The following is a 21147-nucleotide window of genomic DNA, read 5'->3' on the forward strand; positions in this document are numbered from 1 at the left end:
TTCATCTCTTCCCCTCTTTTGTTATATACGTAAATAAAGCATGATATGTTGCCATTATCCCTTCTTCTCCCGTGAAGTCTCTTTCGTATATACGAAGCATCGTACGAAAGAGTGAAGGGCTTTGACAGTAAGACTCTTCATTACTATTGGTTGCCCCTACTTTTCGAATAGAATGTAGAAACTCCCTAACTTCTGTAAAGCTTTCTATGTAACACGTTTCAGAAACATGTACATTTCCTAATGGATTTTTGCATATATTCACTAACTGTTCTTTCGAAACGAATCGTTGTCCTATTGAAGTACAATTGTGTATCCCCTTTTCTTTCTTAGCACGCTGGAAAGACGTATGCAATTCTTGAAAAGTCGTATTACCGAACGTGGAAAATAATAACATTCCTTCTTCAGACAAATAGTTAAATAAATTTTTCACTGTCTCTTTTAAATCATTAAGCCATTGAAATGTAGCATTTGAAATAATGACATCATATGAATTTTCTAATTTTAATTGTTCAATATCTTCACATCGAAACATCACATTTCCCACATTTTTTCTAGTTTTCGCGACTGCAATCATCTCATCGGCAAAATCCACAGCTGTAATATGCGCTTTCGGAAATAAATTTGATAATTGCTCTGTTACATATCCTGTCCCGCATCCAAGTTCTAAAATACGTATCGATGATGTTTCACTGTATCGCCGATTCAATGTAGAAAGTAACGAATGCGCCATCTTTTTTTGTACATTTGCATATTGATCGTAGGATACAGCCGCCCCGTTAAACCGTTTTTGCAGTAACGTTTTGTTGATCATGTCGTATCCCCTCTACAAATTGAATGATTTCGTTTGCGCAATATTCAAAATTCGTTACGCATAATGCATGCCCCGCCTCGCTTACTACCTTTAACGTAGCATTCGTATTCTCTGTCATACTATGAGCTGCGGATAATGGACATATCACATCCTGTTCTCCATGAAGAAGTAATAAAGGGACTTTGACACTTGTTAATTCGTTTCTCATATCTGTTTCTATTAAATAATCTAAGCCTAATTGTAAAGACTGAATCGAGTCTCCTTTAAACTTCAGCGCAATCTCTTCAAAACTTGTATTCTCCCTCAGCTCACTTTTTGTAAACATATTTTCATAGAAACGCTTCAAAGTATCTTCTTTCTTTCTCTTTAAATTCTTTTTCATACGTTCTACATGTAAGGAATTCCATCCACTTGTATAGTCACTTGTATTGGTAAATTTAGTGGTACCACCAATTAGTACCATACCTTGGGCCTTAATCTTTTTATAAGCTTGTACTGCTGCTAATGCTCCTAGTGACCATCCAACTAAAATTACATTTTCATCCTGCGCTACATCTATTATTCGCCCCGCAAATTCACTTTGTTCTTTCACGTTACGCCAATCTATGCATTGAACAGAATATCCTTTAAAATACGGCAGAACTAAAGTCCAAACACCTTCTTCCATTCCCCATCCTGGAATAAAAATAAGCTTTAGCTCTTTCATACTAAAAACCCCTCTTCTTTACCAATGCGTATAATATGCTGAATAGCCCATTTTAAATCTGCTATTGTATGTTGTGACGTAACTGCAAAACGGACTCGAGAACTACCAACCGGAACAGTCGGCGGACGAATTGCAATGGCTGCGATACCTACCTCTTGTAACCTTTCACTAAACCGTAAAGTATTTTCATTTGACCCAACTACAATCGGTACAATATGAGTTGAGCTATTCCCAATATCAAAACCAGCTTCTTGTAAATGCGTCCTGAAATATGCACCATTCTCTATAAGTCGCTCTCTTCTTTCGTTATCTTCTTTCACAATTTCAATTGCTTTTCGTATCGCCCCTAATGTTCCTGGTGGTAAAGCTGTAGTGAAAATCAAGCTTCTCATCATATTTTGTAAATACTCTATATAAATGGAATCACCCGTTAAATACGCACCATAACACCCTAAAGCCTTACTAAACGTCCCCATATGTATATCAATTTTCCGAGTAATATCTTTTTCTATATGAGCTAATCCAGCCCCGCCAATACCATATATTCCACTTGCATGTGCTTCATCAACTATAATGATTGCCCCGTATTTCTCTTTAAGCTGAACTAAGCCTCTCAAATATGCAATATCTCCATCCATACTAAAAATCGTATCTGTTACGATTAATTTTCTCTTTTCTGGTGACGCTATTTGCAACATCTTTTCTAAATGATCCAAATCATTATGGCGATATCTTTTATGCTCTGCTCCGCTTAATATAATCCCATCAACAATACTTGCATGATTTAATTTGTCACTAAAAACAATATCGCGGCGGCAGGCCAACGAAGAAATCGCCCCAACATTCGCGGTATATCCACTATTTACAATTAAGGCTTTTTCAGTGCCTTTCCAATCGCATATACTTCTCTCAACCTCTTCATACAGTGGATAATTTCCTACAACGAGACGAGATGCTGTCGCTCCAGTTCCATATTTTCTTGTACAGGCAATAGCAGCTTCTTTCAACCTTTCATCTCCAGCTAATCCTAAATAATTATTCGATGCTAAATTTAGCATCTTTTTCTTATTTCGAATAAGCCATGTCTCTTCGGATCGCTCTGTTACATGTAAATTACGATACTGCCCTTGCTCTTTTAATTGTTCTACTTTAGATTGAAGATGCGCGCGCCACATTTGATTCATTTTGGATGAGCTCCTCTAATTTTGAAATCATAATATGCTCTTTTGCCGATTCTAATAATTCTTCCTTTGTAAACTCTCCTTCAAGGAATGGTAATAACCCTAAAACCGGCACGCCACTTAACTCCTCAATCATTATTTTATTTTCTTGCACTCTTTCTTTTTCATATTCTTTACATCCAGATAAAATTACACCTGCTACTTTTAATCCATGTGCTTTTGCATAAGAAATTGTTAAAATAGTATGATTAACTGTCCCAAGCGTAGGACGCGCTACTACAATAAGAGGAAGCTGTAATTCTTTTGCAAAATCAATCACTAAAGCATCTTCTGTATATGGGACGGCAAGCCCACCAGCCCCTTCTACAAATAGGCTGTTAAACTCTTTTAATAGTTCATTATAGTGATCAGTAATTTCTTTTAACGTTACTGTCCTTCCAGCTCTTTTCATAGCAAGTCTCGGAGCAAGTGGTTCTTCAATGGAATAAGGACAAATTTTATCTTCTTTTGTCGGTACACCCGATAACGCTTTTAATCTCGCTGCATCACCCTCAATATTTGATGCAACATGTCCACTTTGCAACGGTTTATATACACCAACATTATGTCCACGCTCTCGAAATATACCTGCCAATGCTCCTGTCACTACCGTTTTACCAACTTCTGTATCCGTTGCTGTTATAAAAAAACCACTCATTCCTCTCCCTCCGTAACATCCGAGATTGCTTTATATAAAATGCGTAACATCTCATCAATCTCATCAATTGTAGAAGCAAGAGGAGGCATAAATACAATAGTGTTACCGAGTGGACGTAAAATCATCCCTAACTCTCTTGAGCGTTTACATACTTGAACACCGACTCTTTCTGTCCATTCAAACGATTCCTTCGTTTCCTTCTCTTTCACAAGTTCAATGCCAACCATTAGCCCACACTGACGAATATCTCCTACGTGCTTATATTCATTAAGGGCTTCTAATTGTGCTGCTACATATTCTGCTTTATGCGCAGCATCTTCTATTAAATTAGTTTTTTCATATAGTTCTAAATTTGCAATTGCTACGGCACACCCTAATGGATTCCCTGTATAACTATGACCATGGAAGAATGTTTTTTGTTCTTCATAGTCCCCTAAAAAGGCATTATAAATTTCATCTGTCGTTACCGTAATTGCCACCGGTAAATAACCACCTGTTAGGCCTTTTCCCGCAGTTAAAATGTCTGGCGTCACATCCTCGTGTTCACATGCAAACATTTTCCCGGTACGCCCAAATCCAGTCGCTACCTCATCTGTAATAAATAATACATTGTATTTTGTACATAAATCGCGAAGCCCTTTTAAGTATCCTTTTGGCATTGTAATCATCCCACCAGCACCTTGCATTAATGGCTCCACAATAATAGCTGCTACTTCTTCATGTTTTTCTTGTAGCAATTCTTCCATTTCTTCTAAATGTTTCTTTACAATTTGTTCCTTATTATCTCCATAAGGAGAACGATATGTATATGGATACGGCATTTTAATTGCCTCAAATAATAGTGAACTATACACTTGGTGAAACAAGTCTATTGCTCCTACTGAAACAGCACCTATCGTATCACCGTGATATGCTTCTTTTAATGTAACAAATCTTTGTTTTTTCGGTTTTCCTTTATGCTGCCAATATTGAAAAGCCATCTTAATTGCAATTTCAACAGCGGTAGAACCAGAGTCTGAATAGAATACTTTCTTCAAGCCTTCTGGTACAACATCAATTATTTTTTCTGCTAATAAAATAGATGGAACGTTAGCAAGTCCTAACATAGTAGAATGGGCAATTTTATTTAATTGCTCACGAATTGCCTCATCTAGTTCCGGTACTTGATGTCCATGAACATTTAACCAAATAGACGAAACACCGTCCCAATATTCATTTCCATTTACATCGTATAGCTTTCTTCCCTCTCCACGTTCAATAATGACAGGATCTTCTTCTAAATAATCTTTCATTTGTGTAAATGGGTGCCATACGTAATCTTTATTCTTCTTCGATAATTCTTCATATGTATAAGACGATTTTTCACTCGTGTTACTATTAACAGCCACAATTGCCACCCCTTATGTTAACTCGTTTATAAATATAGTTAACATTAAATCTAAATGACTGTCAATTATTTTTAAATCAAATGGTTCTTAAAAAAGAACAACTTATCATACGATAAGTTGTTCTACTTTCCATGTTGTATCTTTCCAATTTCTAAAATGATCTCTTCATCTTTTTTTCCTTCTGTATCAATTCCAAGTTGCTTAGCATGCTCAATTAACAAATCATGACGCTGCTCAAATCTAGCGGTATCTACTTCTTTTGTAACCTCTTCTTTTGTTTTCCCCTCAGTAGAAACTCCTAGTTTCGCAGCTGCTTTTTCCATCGATTTCTTCTCTTCAGTTTCTTTCACTTTCTTCACTTCTGACTGCTGTATTTGCTTTTGTTTCGATTGCACTGATTCAGCTGCAAAAGCTGTGTAAATTCCAGCACTTCCGCCAACGACTAGTAAGGTGGTAAAAAGAATTATTTTTTTCTTCACTCTTTCCTCCCCTTTCAAATTCATTATAACGCACGTTTTTACAGTATGAAAAACATTTCTCCTTTATTTCCCTAAAAAAATATTGAACATTTTTATTGACATGTAAGACTAATATATGATAAAAATTTAACTAACATCATATGAATCGGCGTTGATAGGATTTAGTAGTATTTCGATTTCTGATTTCAGAGAGCTGGTGGTCGGTGCGAACCAGTACAGAGCGATTTATGAATTACCCCCTGGAGCTTCTTTTGCGAAACGTAAGGAGTAGTGAAAGACGGTTATAGACCGTTATGTCTAAAGAGTGGTGAAACGACACTGTTTCACAATTTAGGGTGGTACCGCGAATTTTTCGTCCCTGCATATATTGCAGGGGCGTTTTTATTTTATTAGCGCATATCATATGACCCTTTATTTTGTGATACATTCATTTCACAAGCTAGGGTGGTACCGCGATTTCTTCGTCCCTGCATAATTATATGCAGGGACGTTTTTTTATTCCAATCTTTGTTAAGCGATTATCCTAAAAATTTGAAATAGGAGAGATACAAAGCTTGATAAATCCCGATTATTTATACTTTATGATGAAAAACAATTACCGGTAATTTGTCACAAAATTCTAAATTTTAGAAGGAAATATACAATATTGGCGAATTTTATATAAAAAAGATCTATTTTAGATTACTTAGGAGGGAAAAACAATGGTTTCAAAAATTGAATCTGTTCTTTTAACATTATTTATCTTTTTCTGTATTGGCTTTAGTGTTATCCAATTAGAAGTTTCACCACACATCCCAATTTTATTTGGTATCGTTCTTTTATTAGCATTTGGATTTATGAAAAAAATCTCTTGGTCTACTATGGAAAAAGGGATGATCGGTAGTATTTCAGCTGGTATTCCATCTATTTTTATTTTCTTACTTGTAGGCGTATTAATTAGTGTTTGGATCGCTGCTGGAACAATTCCAACCTTAATGGTATACGGCTTCCAGCTTGTATCTCCTAAAATTTTCGTCCCAACTGTTTTTGTTGTTTGTGCAATCGTTGGAACAAGTATTGGTAGTGCATTTACAACTGCTGCAACTGTAGGACTTGCCTTTATGGGAATGGGCACTGCCCTTGGATACGACCCAGCTCTTATCGCTGGTGCAATTATTTCTGGTGCATTCTTTGGAGACAAAATGTCCCCTTTATCTGACACAACAAACTTAGCTCCTGCTGTAACGGGTGTAGATTTATTTGAACATATTCGTAACATGCTTTGGACAACAGTTCCTGCTTTCATTATTGCTTTTGTCGCATTTTTCATTTTAGGAAGTGGCACTGGGGGAGACGTTGATTTCTCAAATTTTATTAATACGCTAGAAAAAAACGCAACAATTTCTATCGTTACACTGATTCCAATTTTATTACTATTTTTATTCGCATTTAAAAAAGTTCCAGCAGTTCCAACATTACTTGCTGGAATCGTAGTAGGGATCATTATTCTCTTTATTTTTAAACCTAGTACTTCTTTAGCTGATTTAATGAAAATTATGCAAGACGGTTACGTTTCTAAAACTGGTATAAAAGATATTGATAGCTTATTATCTCGCGGTGGTTTACAAAGTATGATGATGTCAATTGCTCTTATTTTCCTAGCTCTTTGTATGGGAGGATTATTACAAGGAATGGGTATCATCACGCAGCTAATGAATATCATCTCTAGCTTTGTAAAAACTAGTACACGCTTAATTATTTCTACTGCTTCAACTGCAATTGGTGTAAACTTCTTACTTGGTGAGCAGTACTTATCCATCGTTTTAACAGGACAAGCATTTGCTAACAAGTACGATGAAGTCGGTTTAGAACGTCGTAATTTATCACGAGTATTAGAAGATGCAGGTACAGTGATTAATCCGCTCGTACCGTGGGGCGTAAGTGGTGTGTTCTTAACAAACGTCCTTAGCGTTCCAACAATCGATTATGTTCCATACGCAATCTTCTGTTTAGCTTGTCCAGTCGTAACTATTATTGTTGGATTTACTGGATTCGGTCTTTCTTGGAAAAAAGAAAAAGCAGTAACAGTTTCATAATATAAACATAAAAAAGGATTACCGTAATTGGTAATCCTTTTTTGTACAATACTTTACTATCTATTTGCTTTCTTTCTTCTAAATAACATAAGTAAACCTGCTCCTACAAACGCAAGACCCGCTCCAATTGTAGAAACAACACTTGTACCTGTTTTCGGTAAATCACGTTCTTCTTTATTTTCACTTACAGCTGTTGTTTCTTTTGAATTTTGATTATCCGTTGTAGTTTGTCCAGATCCTGCATTATTTCCATCTTGTTTTGGTTCATTTCCATTATTACTTTCACCTGTTGGTGGTGTCGTTGGATTTTCTCCGTTATTGCCTTCACCTGTTGGTGGTGTTGTTGGATTCTCTCCGTTATTGCCTTCACCTGTTGGCGGTGTTGTTGGATTCTCTCCGTTATTGCCTTCACCTGTTGGCGGTGTTGTTGGGTTCTCTCCACCAGTTTCCTTATCGTCATTCTTCTTCGTTATATCAATTGCATATTTAGCAAATTCATTTTCAGATGGGCCAACATATGATATTTTCCCATCTGTCTTTATATACTTTTGTGCATTTGGTGAAGAATCAAATGTCGTATTTAATTTATCTGCAATAATCGGTTTAAACGCCCAATTTTGATCTGCTGTTGGATTAATAACTGGTGTTTCTTGCATGTACTTCACAATAATTTGACGTGTTTCATCTTGCGATTGGTATACAACTTCACCTTTACTTACACCAGGGAACGTTTGGCTACTTCCACGATAGTTATTTGTAGCTACAATGAACTCTTGATTGTCAGCTACAGGCTTTCCTTCATACGTCATATTTACAATACGATTCGTATTTCCATTTACAACTTTACCATCTTTATCGTATTTCGCTGGTTGCGTTACGTCAATTTCGTATTTTAATCCATCTAAAACATCAAAATTATATGTAGGATAGCCTATATTTACTAGTGGCTGTTCTTCTGTTTTCTTTGAATCAATTTGATTAAATTGACCGGCAGACATTTCAAGCCATTCTTTCACTTGTGCACCACTTACTTTTACAGCATATAATGTATTTGGATATACATATAAATCCGCTACGTTTTTAATCGCTAACGTTCCAGCTGGAATATCAGTATAATATGTAGCACCGTTTCGGCCACCCGCTTTAAATGGTGCTCCTGCAGATAATACTGGAATTCCTTTATATTTACTATATTGTCCGTTTTCAGCAAATAGCTTTTCTACATACCATTTTTGTGCATTTGTCACTAGTTGTACAGAAGGATCATCTTGTACTAATGAAAAATAACTATTAATTGGTGCTGTCGTTTTACCTACAGCTGTATTCACATAATCAATTGTCGCTTGATGATCATCTTTAATTTCATTAACTAGTTTTTGATCTGATTGTACTAATGAGTTTCCTTTACTATCAGCAATCGGACGAAGTTGCGGCTTAGACTGATCTTTTTGCACTTCCCATTTTCCGTTTACCTTTTTCAATTGCATATCAATAATACCTAAGTTACTACCAAAAACACCAGGCATTACAACTGGAACACCATTAAATATATCCTTCACTTCAGTATGTGAATGTCCCATTAATACTGCATCAACGCCAGCAACTCCTGTTAAATAATATGATGCGTTTTCCATTCCAACATTGTATCCACTCTTATCAACACCTGAATGGGCTAGTGCAACGATAACGTCCGCACCTTTTGCCTTCATTTCTGGAACTAACTTTTCCGCTGTTTGAACAATATCTTTCGCTTTAACTTTTCCTTCTAAATTTGCTTTATCCCAGTTCATAACTTGAGGTGGAACAAATCCCATTACACCAATTTTCACCTTTTGCTTTTGACCAGATTCATCTTCTACTTCTTTTTCAATAATATGATATGGTTTAAAGTAATTTTGGTCGTTCTCTTCATTATTATCTTTATCGTCTTTATAGACGTTCGAATTAATAACCGGGAATTCTGTTTTACTAATTACTTTGTTTAAATAATCTAAGCCATAGTTAAATTCATGGTTCCCAAGAGAAATGACGTCATACTTCATTAAATTCATTAGACGATATAATGGATGTACATAACTCGGATCAACCGGATTTTTCGGATCATTTATTTTATTCGCCACATAATCCCCAAGTGGCGTACCTTGTAATGCATCCCCATCATCAAATAGGACAGAGTTCTTCGCTTCTTCACGCGCTTTATTAACAAGTGTTGCAGTTTGCACAAGACCTACTTTATTATCTGTTTTCGTTTGATAATAATCATAATTCATTAAGTTAACGTGAATATCTGATGTTTCTAAAATTCGTAAGTTAACTGTACTCTCCCCAGCTTTTTCCTCTGCTTGAGCTGTTGTTGGCAACACTTGCGGTGCTATAACGCCAATAGCAAGTGTTGCTCCAGCTAGCATTTTTTTTGACTTCTTCACAAAAAATCCCCCTTATACAATTACCCCAAAATAATGAAGTGAATCTCAATCAGTCTCTAACCACATACCTTTTTTCTTCTATTAGAGCGATGATCTTCACCTTATCTGACATTATCATATCTAAAGTACTTTCATATCGTCAATATTTTTTGACATACTTCTACAAATTTTCTGTAAAGTTATTGTAAAGTTTTCATAAACATATACTATGCCCTTACATGGCTTCTACTGATGAATATGATACAATTACCAATTACAAGGAGGATAAATTTATGAAAAAAGTCATCTTAACAATTGTCTGTCTCCTCCTTCTAATCATTTCTTGTTCTAATTTTGAAAAGAACGATGAGATAGAACAAAAAGAAACTGAAGGAAAAGTAGGAAAAACATCTGCTCCGAGTTGGATTGATAAGCAAACGAACAACTCCTTTTATCATCTCGTATTAGGTGATTCACTCGCCAAAGGATATGGATCTACACAAGGGGGATTTGCCGAATTAGCTTCTAAGCAACTAGAAGGACAAATTCATAAACCAATTACGGTAGAAAATCTCGGTGTAAACGGTCTCACCACAGGTCGTCTCGTAAAAAAAGTTCAGTTAGAAGAAGTACAACAAAAAATTAGGGAAGCCAATATCATTACTATTAATATTGGCGGAAACAATTTATTTCGCTTAAATCGTGATGTAGGTGTTATTGATGGTATTAAAATGTTAAATAAAGAAAAAACTCGTTTTGAAACGGATGTAAACACTATTGTAAAGACCGTTCGAGATCAAAATCCGAATGCTTTACTTATTCTCTCTGAACTCTATAACCCTTTACAACTCGATGACTCCATTGCCAGTTACGCAGATATGTTTTTAGATACTTGGAATGATTCTGTTTATGCTATTTCAAAAGCGAATCAGCCATCTATCGTTTTACCAATTCGAAAATTAATATCAAATGATAAAAAAGATTTACTATTTGACCAAGTACACCCAAATGATAACGGTTATGCAATTATTGCGAATACATTTACAAAACAAGTGTTATCCTACAAATATTAAGGTGACCGTGAAACAATTCTATTTTTATACCTTGTCTTTTTTGTTACAATGATAGTGGAAGGGGGCCGTTGTATGGAATCACGCGAGTGGGAACGTATTGTTGATCATCTTCTTTCGCTAGTGCCTCTTTTTTATCGCAAATTTATGCTTCCTGGAGAGTTTTCTTCTCAAAGACATATGCCGCCATCACATACGCAAGTGTTACTGCTTTTGCATGAAAATGGTACATTAGCAGTTTCAGAAATTGGCAAGCGGCTAGCGATTTCACGGCCTAATATGACCCCTCTATTAAACAAACTTATTCAAGAAGAACTAATAGAGCGTCATTATAGCGAAAAAGATCGACGGGTCATTTTAATTTCCCTAACAACTGAAGGGAAATTGCTAGTAAATCAGTATCAGCAATTCATTTTAGACAAACTAAAAGAAAATTTTCAAACATTATCTGAGGAAGAGCGTGAAAAGCTCATTCATTCTCTTAAAACCATTCAAAATTTAATTTTGAAAACAAACGCATAAAGCTGCTTCTAAATAGAAGCAGCTTTATGATTCATAATAGTTACCGTAGTATACATTTGAATATGGCCATGTCGTTAAATATGGTTTTTGATCTTGCGTAGGTTGTTGTGGTGGTATTTGTGGCAATTGCTGAAATTGTTGCTGTTGATACACTCCAAATTGCTGTCTCATATCATTTACAGGATAATAATTTATATATGGGTATACTTGAGGTACATAGTAATAATACATCCATTCTCTCCCCCTTTTTCTTAAACATATTCAAAGGAGAAAATGAATGTGCCATTCTTTATATTTGTACAAGTGGTTCTCTCACTTTTTTCTTTCTGTTCTTCAAACGTAACTTACGATTCTTTTCATATAAATAATGCACAACGAAATATGAAACTACACCGAACACAACTCCTAAAATCGTCATTCCAATTAATACATATACTTCACTCTGTAATAAGCTCTTTAACATCGTAAAAATGTGACTTGAAAACAAGTCCGATATCGTAAATGGTTCATGATGTATTTGTTGTACATGAAATGGATAAATCATTTTCCCTAGCGCATACGCAAACGGAAATAAAAATACTGGGAGAAACGATATTTTCCCAATAATATTACCAATGACTGCGGCTGGAAAAGATCCTTTTGCTAACCTGACAATTGGATAAAATATTAAATATACGAGCGATGCCGTATAAATTACCAACATTTCTAAACCAAATCCAATAGCAAACCCTAACGATACTTTCTTTGCTCCTTCTGGCGATCGAAGCAACTTAAAATATTGAAACTTTAATATTCTCCACATCCGCTGAAAAAACGGATATGTTTTCTTAGTTGTTTTCACCCTCATCATCTCTTTAACTATATTTTTATACCTAGTATGCCCTTACATACTCTGAAAAACAAATTTCATTTTCTCTTTTATTATAAATGATATCAAAATGGTTAACCAAATATACATATGACATTTCAATATAAAAAAGTAAACCTCCAATTGTTATTCATGCCTAACAATTGGAGGTTTACATCATTTAGGAAGGCTCTTCTACATTTTTAAATAAACTTACTAATAATGCTTTTTGCGCATGCAATCGATTACCAGCTTGCTCAAATACGATAGACTGTGATCCATCTATAATTTCTCCTGTTACCTCTTCTTCACGATGGGCAGGTAAACAGTGTAAGAAACGATATGTTTGCTTTGCATGCATAACAAGTTCTTTATTAATTTGGTAAGGTTGAAATAAAGTATATTTCTCTTCTTCTCCCTCTTGCCCCATGCTCATCCAAACGTCAGTATAAATGAAATCTGCTTCACTCACCGCTAGTTCAGGGTTATGCAAAATTTCAATTTCAGCTCCTGTTTCTTCAGCAATCGCTAACGCTTTTTTTACAATTTCCTCACTCGGTTCATACCCTACAGGCGTTGCAACAGTCATATGCATTCCGACTTTCGCACTCGCTAACAACAATGAATGACATACATTATTTCCGTCACCTACGTAAGCCAATTTAATTCCTTTAAATGTATTTGTTTCTTCATAAATCGTCATTAAATCTGCCAACGCTTGACAAGGGTGATGATCATCCGTTAATCCATTAATAACAGGTATGCTCGATTCTTTTGCAAGCTCTTCTACATCGGCATGTGAGAATGTACGTATCATGATCCCGTCAATGTAATGAGATAATACTTTTGCAGTATCTGAAACGGTTTCTCCTCTTCCAATTTGCATCTCTTTTCCACTTAAAAACATTCCATGTCCTCCGAGCTGTACCATTCCTGCTTCAAAAGATACGCGAGTACGCGTTGAATGTTTATCAAAGATAAGCCCTAATATTTTGCCTTGTAATAAAGGCTCCTGCTTATTCTTTTTTAAATATATAGCGAACTTAATTAAAGAAATAATTTCTTCTTGCGTCAATTCTTCTAATGTTAAAAGATCTTTCGTATTTAATTTCGGTACTTGTACAGTTGACATGAGACTTCCCCCTTATATGATTGATACGTTTTTTGTACAAACTACTTTTTTTATCATATATACTGCCTGTTCTAACTCTTCATTCGTTACAATGAGTGGCGGTAATAGTCTTATAACATTAGGTCCTGCTTGTAATACGAGAAGTCCTTCTTCTTCTAGTTGTTCTATAAAACTTGCAACTTCATGCTTACACTCAATTCCAATCATAAGCCCCTTACCACGTATATTTTGAATACATTCGACATGTTGTAATTCCTCTTGCAACTTCTGTAATACGTACTCGCCCTTTTCTTGTACTTCTTTAAAAAACGATGGTCTTTTACTTACTTGTAATACTTCTTTCGCTGCAGCCATCGCAATATAATTCCCGCCAAAAGTTGAACCGTGTGATCCTGCAGTGAACGATGTTCCGAGTTCTTTCCGGCCAATCATCGCTCCAACAGGAATACCATTTCCTAGTGCCTTTGCAACAGTAACGATATCAGGTTTTATTCCCATTTGTTCGTAAGCGAATAGTGTTCCTGTTCTTCCTATCCCCGTTTGTACTTCGTCTATAATAAATAAGGAGCCAAACTTATTACATAATGTTTCAATTGCTTTCAAAAAAGATAGAGCGGCAGGTATGACTCCTCCCTCTCCTTGAACAACTTCTACCATTACCGCCGCAACTTCTTCATTCATTACTTCCTCTAACGCCTTTATATCGTTAAAAGGGATATGTAAAAAAGACGGAAGTAGTGGGCCAAATCCTTCTTTCACTTTATTTTGCCCCGTCGCACTCATCGTTCCGAATGTTCTACCGTGAAAAGACTGCAGACATGTTACGACGAGAGATTTTCCAGTATGCTTACGGGCTAGCTTCAAAGCTGCTTCATTCGCTTCTGCCCCGCTATTACAGAAGAACACATAATCTAATGCTATATTTTCTGTTAATAATGACGCGACTTCTTCTTGTAAGCTGTTTGTAAACAGGTTAGATATATGCCATATATCATGAAGTTGCTCTTGTACAGCTTTCATCACTGTAGGGTGACAATGTCCTAAATTACATACTCCAATACCTGAAGTGAAATCTAAATATTGCTTACCATTTGTATCAATAACTTTCGTTCCCTTTCCCTTTACAAACTCAATAGTTCTTCTCCCATACGTTTGAAAAAGGTGACTTGTCATACGATACTCACTCCTTTCGTTACTGTCGTTCCGATACGCTCTCCCGTAACTTCAGTAAAATCTTTTGTACCGTTCACAATACTTATCTTTTGCACTCCCATTTTTAATGACGCTAGTGCCGCCTGTACTTTCGGAATCATCCCGCCTGTAATAACCCCTTTTTCAATAAAAGTATCAATTTCAAATTCGTCCGTTTTCTTTACTAATTTTCCTTCATGTACTATTCCATCTACATCTGTAATAAAAATAAGTTCTTTTGCGGATAGCGCGGCCGCAATTCCAGCTGCGGCGGTATCCGCATTTATGTTATAAATCTCATTATCATGTATGCCGACTGGAGCAATAACTGGAATATAATTCATATTTATTAATCCTTTTAGTAAGGCTGTTTCGACATAACTTACTTCTCCCACATATCCTATCTCCTCGCTGACAGGTTGAACTTGAAGTAAATTGCCGTCACATCCTGAGCAACCTACCGCAAGTAAATTATGCTTTTGTAAATTCATTACGAGTTTTTTATTCGTACTTCCGCATAGCACCATTTGAACAATATCCATAACTTCTTTTGGTGTTACTCGTAACCCATCTCTTTTTTCTACTTTGATGTTACAATCTATTAATTTGGCATCAATTTCTGGACCACCACCATGAACAATCACTACCTTATACTTTTGTTGCAATTTCTTTATACAATCAAAAAACAGATCATTTAATTGATTCAACATACTACCGCCGCATTTCACTACAATATAATCGCTCATCTTCCCTCTCCTTATGTACGATAACAAGCGTTTATTTTCACATATTCATAGCTTAAGTCACAGCCCCAAGCTGATCCTGTTTCTTCTCCTAAATGTAAATAAACATCAATAATAATTTCATGTTCTTGTAATCTCTTTTTCATTTCCTCTTCAGAAAATGTTTGAGGCTCACTATTTTTTAATACCGAGATAGATTGAAGAGTAATATCAATTGCATTTGGATTAATAGCTACTTCACTTTGTCCAATACTACTAATAATTCGCCCCCAATTTGGGTCCTCACCATGTATTGCTGTTTTCACAAGACTCGAACCGACTATTTGCTTTGCGATTTTCTTTGCCTCTTCATTCGTTTGAGCTCCTAGCACATTTACTTCTATTAACTTCGTAGCGCCTTCACCATCTTGTGCAATTTTTTTGGCTAAATCTTCACATACCTTCTGTAAAGCAAATACGAAAGTTTCCCACTCTGTATGTTCCATATTGATTGGTTTCGTTTCTGATAATCCACTTGCCATAGCGATGACCATATCATTCGTAGAAGTATCTCCATCCACCGTAATTTGATTAAATGTATGATTCGTTATTTGTGATAATGCTGTTTGCAATACGTCATGCTCTATATTGGCATCTGTTGTAATAAAACTAAGCATCGTTGCCATATTCGGATGAATCATGCCTGAACCTTTAGCAACACCAGCGATGGTCACTGCTTTTCCATCAATGATCATCTCATAGCAAGTTTCTTTCGTTATAAGATCCGTCGTTAAAATCGCTTCAGAAAAAGAATGCGCTTCACTTACTTCCTTTGTCGGTATAAGAGTTGCAACTCCTTTTCGGATTATATCCATCGGCAGCGGAACACCAATTACACCTGTTGAAGCCACTGCAATGTAATTTTCTTTCACTCCAAAATGTTCCGCCCCTAATGCACGCATCTCGTATGCATCTTGTAATCCTTTCATTCCTGTACAAGCATTTGCATTTCCACTATTGACGATAATTGCTTGCAATTTCCCCTCAGCTGCTATACTGTCTTTCGTTACTTGCAGCGGGGCTGCTTGTATTTGATTTGTTGTATAAACAGCGGCACATGATGCTGGTACATCACAAACGATTGCACCTAAATCCTTTTTCTCCTTTTTCAAACCATTTGCAGTACCGATTGCCGAAAAGCCTTTCGGCGTTACCATTGAACCATTTTCTAATTTTGTAATAGACTCTACTTTGATCATCATGTCCCCCTTATAGATAAAGCGGCATATGCTGTAAACCCGTTGTTTCTTCTAGTCCCGCTAATAAATTTGCATTTTGAACCGCTTGCCCAGCTGCGCCTTTCATCATATTGTCTATAACAGAAACGACTGTCACTCTTCCTGTTCTTTCATCGTAAGCTATCCCCATATCACAATAATTTGAGCCCCTCACTTCTTTTGGACTTGGAAACTCTCCTTGCGTGCGAATTCGAATAAAAGCCGATTGTTCATACGTTTCTTCATATAATTTTTGAAGTTGTTCTATTTTCATTTCTCGTTTCACTTTCGCATAAAGTGTAACCATAATCCCCCGTGATATCGGTATTAAATGTGTACTAAACGTGATTGGATTCGTTTCCCTATTCCACTCTGCAAGCATTTGCTCAATCTCAGGAACGTGTTGATGCTCATTTACTTTATAAATGTGCAAGTTATCGTATAACTCAGGAAAGTGAGTCATTGTTGTTGGCGTTTTGCCCGCTCCAGATACTCCTGATTTCGCATCAATAATAATCGAATCTTCTTCAATCATGCCGATACGTACTAACGGCGCTATCGCTAATAATGCCGCTGTAGCAAAACATCCTGGGTTTGCAATTAAATCTGCATTTTGAATCTCGGACCTTTTCCATTCACTTAACCCATATACTGCTTTCCTAAGAATTTCTTCCTGTGCAGCTTGCCTTTTATACCACAGTTCATATGACGAGGGATCTATCATACGAAAGTCTCCAGATAGGTCAATTACTTTTAAACCCACCTGTAATAATTTTGGAGTTAACTCTACCGATACTCCTGCCGGGGTTGCTAAAAATACAATTTCCGCGGTCTTTTCTATTGCCTCCACATCAATTTCTTGTAACGTATGGACAAGAACATTTCGAAGATGCGGATATACATTTGTTATACACTCACCAACTTGTGAAAAAGAATGGAGAGATGCTATCGAAAAATATGGATGTTGTTCTAATAACCGAATTAACTCAATGCCTCCATATCCAGTTGCTCCAATAATTGCGACTTTCATAAGCTCCTCCTCATATCGATTCTTTAAATTAAGTATGATTATAATATTGTATATTTATAGAGTCAATTAAATATTTATAAATTTTTAAAACTTAAAAAACTTAATTTTACTAAGAAAACAATATATACGATCTAATTTTTATACAAAAACAATGTATAATAGTATTTTTATTTCACTTCAAGTACAATAAAACAATACATGTATACATACAGGTGGGGAAAAACATGAATGAAAAATTAATTGAGAAAATGATTACAAAAAGTTTTCGGCAATATCAATGTAATCCTGTTTCAAAAGAGGATCAGGAAATGCTAATTAAACATATTCAAACGATGATTCATTCAAATACTGAAATTGATGTATACGAGGCAGTTGAGGATATCGTTTACGATTATGTGACTGGACAATAAAAAAATAGGAGATTTCCATATGGAAATCTCCTATTTTTTACTTAATGATTTGCCTGCAACACGTTCAAATAAACCTGGGAATAATGCATAGAGCTTTGGCCCCATTCCCATCCACTTCGGCAAGTTTACTTCACGTTTTTTCGTTTGCATCGCCTTTACGATTTGTTCTGCTGCATATGTTGGCTTTAACATGTAACGTCCCATATTTTTCACATATGTACCTGATTGATCGGCTATTTCAAAAAAGTTCGTGTCTATCGGTCCTGGGTTAATTGCTGTTACATACACATTTGTGTTAGATAACTCCATACGCAAACTATTCGTAAATCCTAATACAGCGTGTTTTGTTGCTGCATAAGCACTCGACTTCGGAGTTGCAATTTTTCCAGCCAATGAAGCAATATTAATAATTTGTCCTTCGTTCCTTTTTACCATATAAGGTAATACTGCTTTCGTACAAGCTACTAATCCAAATACATTGACTTGAAACATATCCTTTACTTCATCCATTGAAGCATCTTCAAACGTTTTAAAAATACCAAACCCAGCATTATTTACCAATATATCAATACGTCCTACTTCTTGTAATACCTTTGAAAAAACAGATTGTACTTTCGTTTCTTCACTTACATCTAATACATAGTAATAGCAAGGCGTATTATACGTTGCTTTAATTTTGTCTGCTAATGCTTGTAGCTTCTCTTCTGTTCGAGCCATTAATACTGGAGTTGCTCCCTGCTCTGCAACTTGCATTGCAACTTGCTCTCCAATTCCACTAGAAGCACCTGTAATGACGATTACTTTGTCCTGTAAACGTCCCGTCATTGCTGTCACCTACTTTGCATAATAAATCAATTGTGGTGAAGATTCATCAATCATCACTTGTTGATTATATGCTAAAAAGTCTAATTGTCCAACAGTTTCTGAGATAGTAAGTGGCAATTGCTCTTTATATAATACCGGAAATAGTTTTACACATACTTCAAATGCTGTCATTGGCTTTTCCTTTAATAGCTCCAGCACTTTAAAAGCACGTGTCTCTTGCTTTTGTAATCTTGTTTCAATAAGTTGTTTCACATTCAGAACATCTTCCCCATGCCCGGATAAAATACGTGAAATATTCATTTCACTTAAACGTTTTAACGTTTGATTATACTGCAACAAAGGATGCGCTCTTTCTGTTTGCCCTTCATATGGTGGTTCTAATATTGGATTTGAAGAAATATGACTAATGAGAGCATCCCCACCAATTAATATTCCATCTGATTCTCTATATAATGAAATATGAGTAGAAGCATGACCTGGGGTTTCAATCACTGTAAATCCAGGTAACGAATCTATACGATCTCCCTCTCTCACGGTATGTGTTAACGACCTATTACAAGAATATTTAATTGTCTTCGTCGTCAATAATGCCTCACCATTCAAAAATGCTGCTGGAACGCCGAACTGCAAGGCCGTCTCTTTAAAAAATTCATGATACCTCTTTAAAAATTCGGCATTCTGCGTGATCCAAGGTTCATTCCAAGGATGTCCAATAATTTTTACTTTTTCAGAAAATGTATTTAAAAGTCCACAATGATCCGCATGGTGATGCGTAATAACTACCGTTTCAATATCTTCTATCTTATACCCTAATGCACCTAATTGGCTTTCTAGTGCCTTCTTTGCTTCTTCTGTATTTGTCCCTGTATCAATTAACGTTAATGCTTCTCCCTCAACTAAAAACACATTCACTGTCTCAACTGCAAATGGAACAGGAATCTCCATTCGATGAATCGCCGTCATGCTTAGCCCCCCTGTCTTTTTCCGGTTCAAAAATGAATACCTCTTCAGTTTACAACTTCCCTATAAATTTGTCATTATTTTCAGATAAAAAGAGGTGTTTTCCATAAAAAAACGAATTTATGTACATTTATAAGTATTTCTAACCAAATTTAAAGGAGGAACATCATGTCTATTCAAAACATTTCCTTTCTCGGTGCAGGCTCTATTGCCGAAGCGATTATTGGTGGTTTATTAAACGCAAATGTTGTTAAAGGGGAACATATCACTGTAAGTAATCGTTCTAATGAGACAAGATTACAGGAGTTACGTAAAACATACGGTGTCAAAGGTACACATAACAAAAAAGAATTACTTGCTGATGCAAATATTCTTTTTCTAGCTATGAAGCCAAAAGATGTCGCAGAAGCGATGATTCCCCTTAAAGAATACATAAATAATGACTTGCTTATTATTTCGTTGTTAGCAGGTGTTTCTACTCATTCAATTAGAAACCTACTTCAAAAAGACGTTCCGATTATTCGTGCGATGCCAAATACATCTGCGGCTATTTTAAAGTCCGCTACTGCTATCTCACCTTCAGAACATGCAACGGAAGAACATATTCGCATTGCAACATCGTTATTTGAAACAATCGGTCTCGTCTCTGTTGTAGAGGAAGAAGATATGCATGCTGTCACTGCATTGTCTGGAAGTGGACCAGCTTATATTTATTACGTAGTAGAGGCGATGGAAGACGCCGCAAAAAAAATTGGTTTAAAAGAAGATGTTGCAAAATCACTTATTCTTCAGACGATGATTGGTGCTGCTGAAATGCTAAAAGCAAGCGAAAAACACCCTTCTATTTTGCGAAAAGAAATTACTTCTCCTGGCGGAACTACCGAAGCAGGTATTGAAGTGTTACAGGAGCATAATTTTCAACAAGCATTAATCTCATGTATTACACAAGCAACGAAACGATCACATGATCTTGGAAAAACATTAGAAAAAATAGCAGAAGAAACATAAAAAACGGAGCTCAATTTTATTTGAGCTCCGTTTTTATTTTAATCATATGCTTCTAGTTATTACTCTTACCAAAAATCTCTTCTTGCAGACGACGACCTGTTGGTGTTGCTGCAAGTCCACCTTCTGCGGTTTCACGAAGTGCTACTGGCATCGTTTGTCCAATTCTAAACATCGCCTCAATAACTTCATCACATGGAATTGTACTAGTTACACCAGCTAATGATAAATCAGCTGAAATCATCGCATTCGCAGCTCCTGCTGCATTACGTTTTACACAAGGTACTTCTACAAGCCCTGCAACAGGATCGCACACTAAACCAAGCATATTCTTTAATGAAATTGCCATCGCTGTAGCTGCTTGATCTGGTGTTCCACCAGCCATCTCAACTGCGGCTGCCGCTGCCATTCCAC

General features: G+C 36.1%; 22 protein-coding genes and 1 other annotated feature. Of the genes, 5 read left to right on the forward strand and 17 right to left on the reverse strand.

The window, feature by feature from the left end; genetic code table 11:
• Position 1 precedes the first annotated feature (1 nt).
• The 6 genes from bioC to BAQ49_RS21645 form a co-directional block, all read right to left on the reverse strand.
• Positions 2-811, reverse strand: a complete 810-nt coding sequence (bioC, locus tag BAQ49_RS21620; RefSeq protein WP_071746991.1) for a malonyl-ACP O-methyltransferase BioC — start codon at positions 809-811, stop codon at positions 2-4.
• Positions 777-1517: an alpha/beta fold hydrolase gene (locus tag BAQ49_RS21625; RefSeq protein ID WP_071746992.1), complete on the reverse strand. Its 741-nt coding sequence runs from the start codon at positions 1515-1517 to the stop codon at positions 777-779. The genes bioC and BAQ49_RS21625 overlap by 35 nt, the downstream gene beginning before the upstream one ends.
• Positions 1514-2701 carry an 8-amino-7-oxononanoate synthase gene (gene bioF / locus BAQ49_RS21630; protein ID WP_071746993.1) on the reverse strand — a complete coding sequence of 396 codons (1188 nt, stop codon included), beginning with the start codon at positions 2699-2701 and terminating at the stop codon, positions 1514-1516. Before bioF ends, BAQ49_RS21625 begins: the two co-directional genes overlap by 4 nt.
• On the reverse strand, positions 2667-3395 hold the full coding sequence (gene bioD / locus BAQ49_RS21635) for a dethiobiotin synthase (RefSeq protein WP_071746994.1): 729 nt from the start codon (positions 3393-3395) through the stop codon (positions 2667-2669). Before bioD ends, bioF begins: the two co-directional genes overlap by 35 nt.
• Positions 3392-4783 (reverse strand): adenosylmethionine--8-amino-7-oxononanoate transaminase, encoded by a 1392-nt coding sequence (bioA, locus tag BAQ49_RS21640; protein WP_071746995.1) that lies wholly within the window; start codon positions 4781-4783, stop codon positions 3392-3394. The genes bioD and bioA overlap by 4 nt, the downstream gene beginning before the upstream one ends.
• A gap of 122 nt (positions 4784-4905) precedes the next feature.
• Complete coding sequence (locus BAQ49_RS21645) at positions 4906-5262, reverse strand: hypothetical protein (protein WP_071747017.1); 357 nt, start codon at positions 5260-5262, stop codon at positions 4906-4908.
• Between the two features lie 142 nt (positions 5263-5404).
• Positions 5405-5625: a binding site (T-box leader), on the forward strand.
• Between the two features lie 338 nt (positions 5626-5963).
• Between BAQ49_RS21645 and nhaC the strand changes: the two genes are divergently transcribed.
• Complete coding sequence (nhaC, locus tag BAQ49_RS21650) at positions 5964-7337, forward strand: Na+/H+ antiporter NhaC (RefSeq protein WP_071746996.1); 1374 nt, start codon at positions 5964-5966, stop codon at positions 7335-7337.
• Between the two features lie 56 nt (positions 7338-7393).
• Here nhaC and cpdB read toward each other — a convergent pair whose 3' ends face one another.
• Positions 7394-9763 (reverse strand): bifunctional 2',3'-cyclic-nucleotide 2'-phosphodiesterase/3'-nucleotidase, encoded by a 2370-nt coding sequence (gene cpdB / locus BAQ49_RS21655; protein WP_071746997.1) that lies wholly within the window; start codon positions 9761-9763, stop codon positions 7394-7396.
• Positions 9764-10035: 272 nt separating this feature from the next.
• On the opposite strand from cpdB, the gene BAQ49_RS21660 reads away from it, so the two are divergent.
• A complete protein-coding gene (locus BAQ49_RS21660) occupies positions 10036-10815 on the forward strand; it encodes a GDSL-type esterase/lipase family protein (protein WP_071746998.1) in 780 nt (259 codons plus the stop codon).
• A 72-nt stretch (positions 10816-10887) separates the two neighbouring features.
• Positions 10888-11334: a MarR family winged helix-turn-helix transcriptional regulator gene (locus BAQ49_RS21665; RefSeq protein ID WP_002111682.1), complete on the forward strand. Its 447-nt coding sequence runs from the start codon at positions 10888-10890 to the stop codon at positions 11332-11334.
• Positions 11335-11358: 24 nt separating this feature from the next.
• Here the strand turns inward: BAQ49_RS21665 and BAQ49_RS21670 are convergent, their stop codons facing one another.
• The 7 genes from BAQ49_RS21670 to argC all read right to left on the reverse strand — a co-directional run bounded on the left by BAQ49_RS21670 (position 11359) and on the right by argC (position 17533).
• Positions 11359-11565, reverse strand: a complete 207-nt coding sequence (locus BAQ49_RS21670; protein ID WP_071746999.1) for a hypothetical protein — start codon at positions 11563-11565, stop codon at positions 11359-11361.
• Between the two features lie 58 nt (positions 11566-11623).
• Positions 11624-12184, reverse strand: a complete 561-nt coding sequence (locus tag BAQ49_RS21675) for a DUF2062 domain-containing protein (protein ID WP_071747000.1) — start codon at positions 12182-12184, stop codon at positions 11624-11626.
• Positions 12185-12362: 178 nt separating this feature from the next.
• On the reverse strand, positions 12363-13313 hold the full coding sequence (argF, locus tag BAQ49_RS21680; RefSeq protein WP_071747001.1) for an ornithine carbamoyltransferase: 951 nt from the start codon (positions 13311-13313) through the stop codon (positions 12363-12365).
• Positions 13314-13325: 12 nt separating this feature from the next.
• Positions 13326-14486, reverse strand: a complete 1161-nt coding sequence (gene argD / locus BAQ49_RS21685; RefSeq protein ID WP_071747002.1) for an acetylornithine transaminase — start codon at positions 14484-14486, stop codon at positions 13326-13328.
• Positions 14483-15250 (reverse strand): acetylglutamate kinase, encoded by a 768-nt coding sequence (gene argB, locus BAQ49_RS21690; protein WP_071747003.1) that lies wholly within the window; start codon positions 15248-15250, stop codon positions 14483-14485. The genes argD and argB overlap by 4 nt, the downstream gene beginning before the upstream one ends.
• A gap of 11 nt (positions 15251-15261) precedes the next feature.
• Positions 15262-16485 (reverse strand): bifunctional glutamate N-acetyltransferase/amino-acid acetyltransferase ArgJ, encoded by a 1224-nt coding sequence (gene argJ, locus BAQ49_RS21695; RefSeq protein ID WP_071747004.1) that lies wholly within the window; start codon positions 16483-16485, stop codon positions 15262-15264.
• 10 nt (positions 16486-16495) lie between these two features.
• A complete protein-coding gene (argC, locus tag BAQ49_RS21700; RefSeq protein WP_071747005.1) occupies positions 16496-17533 on the reverse strand; it encodes an N-acetyl-gamma-glutamyl-phosphate reductase in 1038 nt (345 codons plus the stop codon).
• Between the two features lie 224 nt (positions 17534-17757).
• On the opposite strand from argC, the gene BAQ49_RS21705 reads away from it, so the two are divergent.
• Complete coding sequence (locus BAQ49_RS21705) at positions 17758-17943, forward strand: YqzH family protein (protein WP_071747006.1); 186 nt, start codon at positions 17758-17760, stop codon at positions 17941-17943.
• 30 nt (positions 17944-17973) lie between these two features.
• Here the strand turns inward: BAQ49_RS21705 and BAQ49_RS21710 are convergent, their stop codons facing one another.
• Both BAQ49_RS21710 and BAQ49_RS21715 read right to left on the reverse strand, forming a co-directional pair.
• Positions 17974-18768 (reverse strand): SDR family oxidoreductase, encoded by a 795-nt coding sequence (locus tag BAQ49_RS21710; protein WP_071747007.1) that lies wholly within the window; start codon positions 18766-18768, stop codon positions 17974-17976.
• Between the two features lie 9 nt (positions 18769-18777).
• Complete coding sequence (locus BAQ49_RS21715) at positions 18778-19731, reverse strand: MBL fold metallo-hydrolase (protein ID WP_071747008.1); 954 nt, start codon at positions 19729-19731, stop codon at positions 18778-18780.
• Between the two features lie 165 nt (positions 19732-19896).
• Between BAQ49_RS21715 and proI the strand changes: the two genes are divergently transcribed.
• Entirely contained in the window at positions 19897-20736 is an 840-nt protein-coding gene (proI, locus tag BAQ49_RS21720; protein WP_071747009.1) for a pyrroline-5-carboxylate reductase ProI, read from the forward strand.
• 52 nt (positions 20737-20788) lie between these two features.
• Here proI and BAQ49_RS21725 read toward each other — a convergent pair.
• Positions 20789-21147, reverse strand: a 359-nt coding sequence (locus tag BAQ49_RS21725) for an L-serine ammonia-lyase, iron-sulfur-dependent, subunit alpha (protein WP_175546548.1), incomplete at its 5' end; no start/stop codon positions are given.

The sequence above is a fragment of the Bacillus proteolyticus genome (genome assembly GCF_001884065.1).
In the GTDB taxonomy this organism is placed as follows: Bacteria; Bacillota; Bacilli; order Bacillales; family Bacillaceae_G; genus Bacillus_A; species Bacillus_A proteolyticus.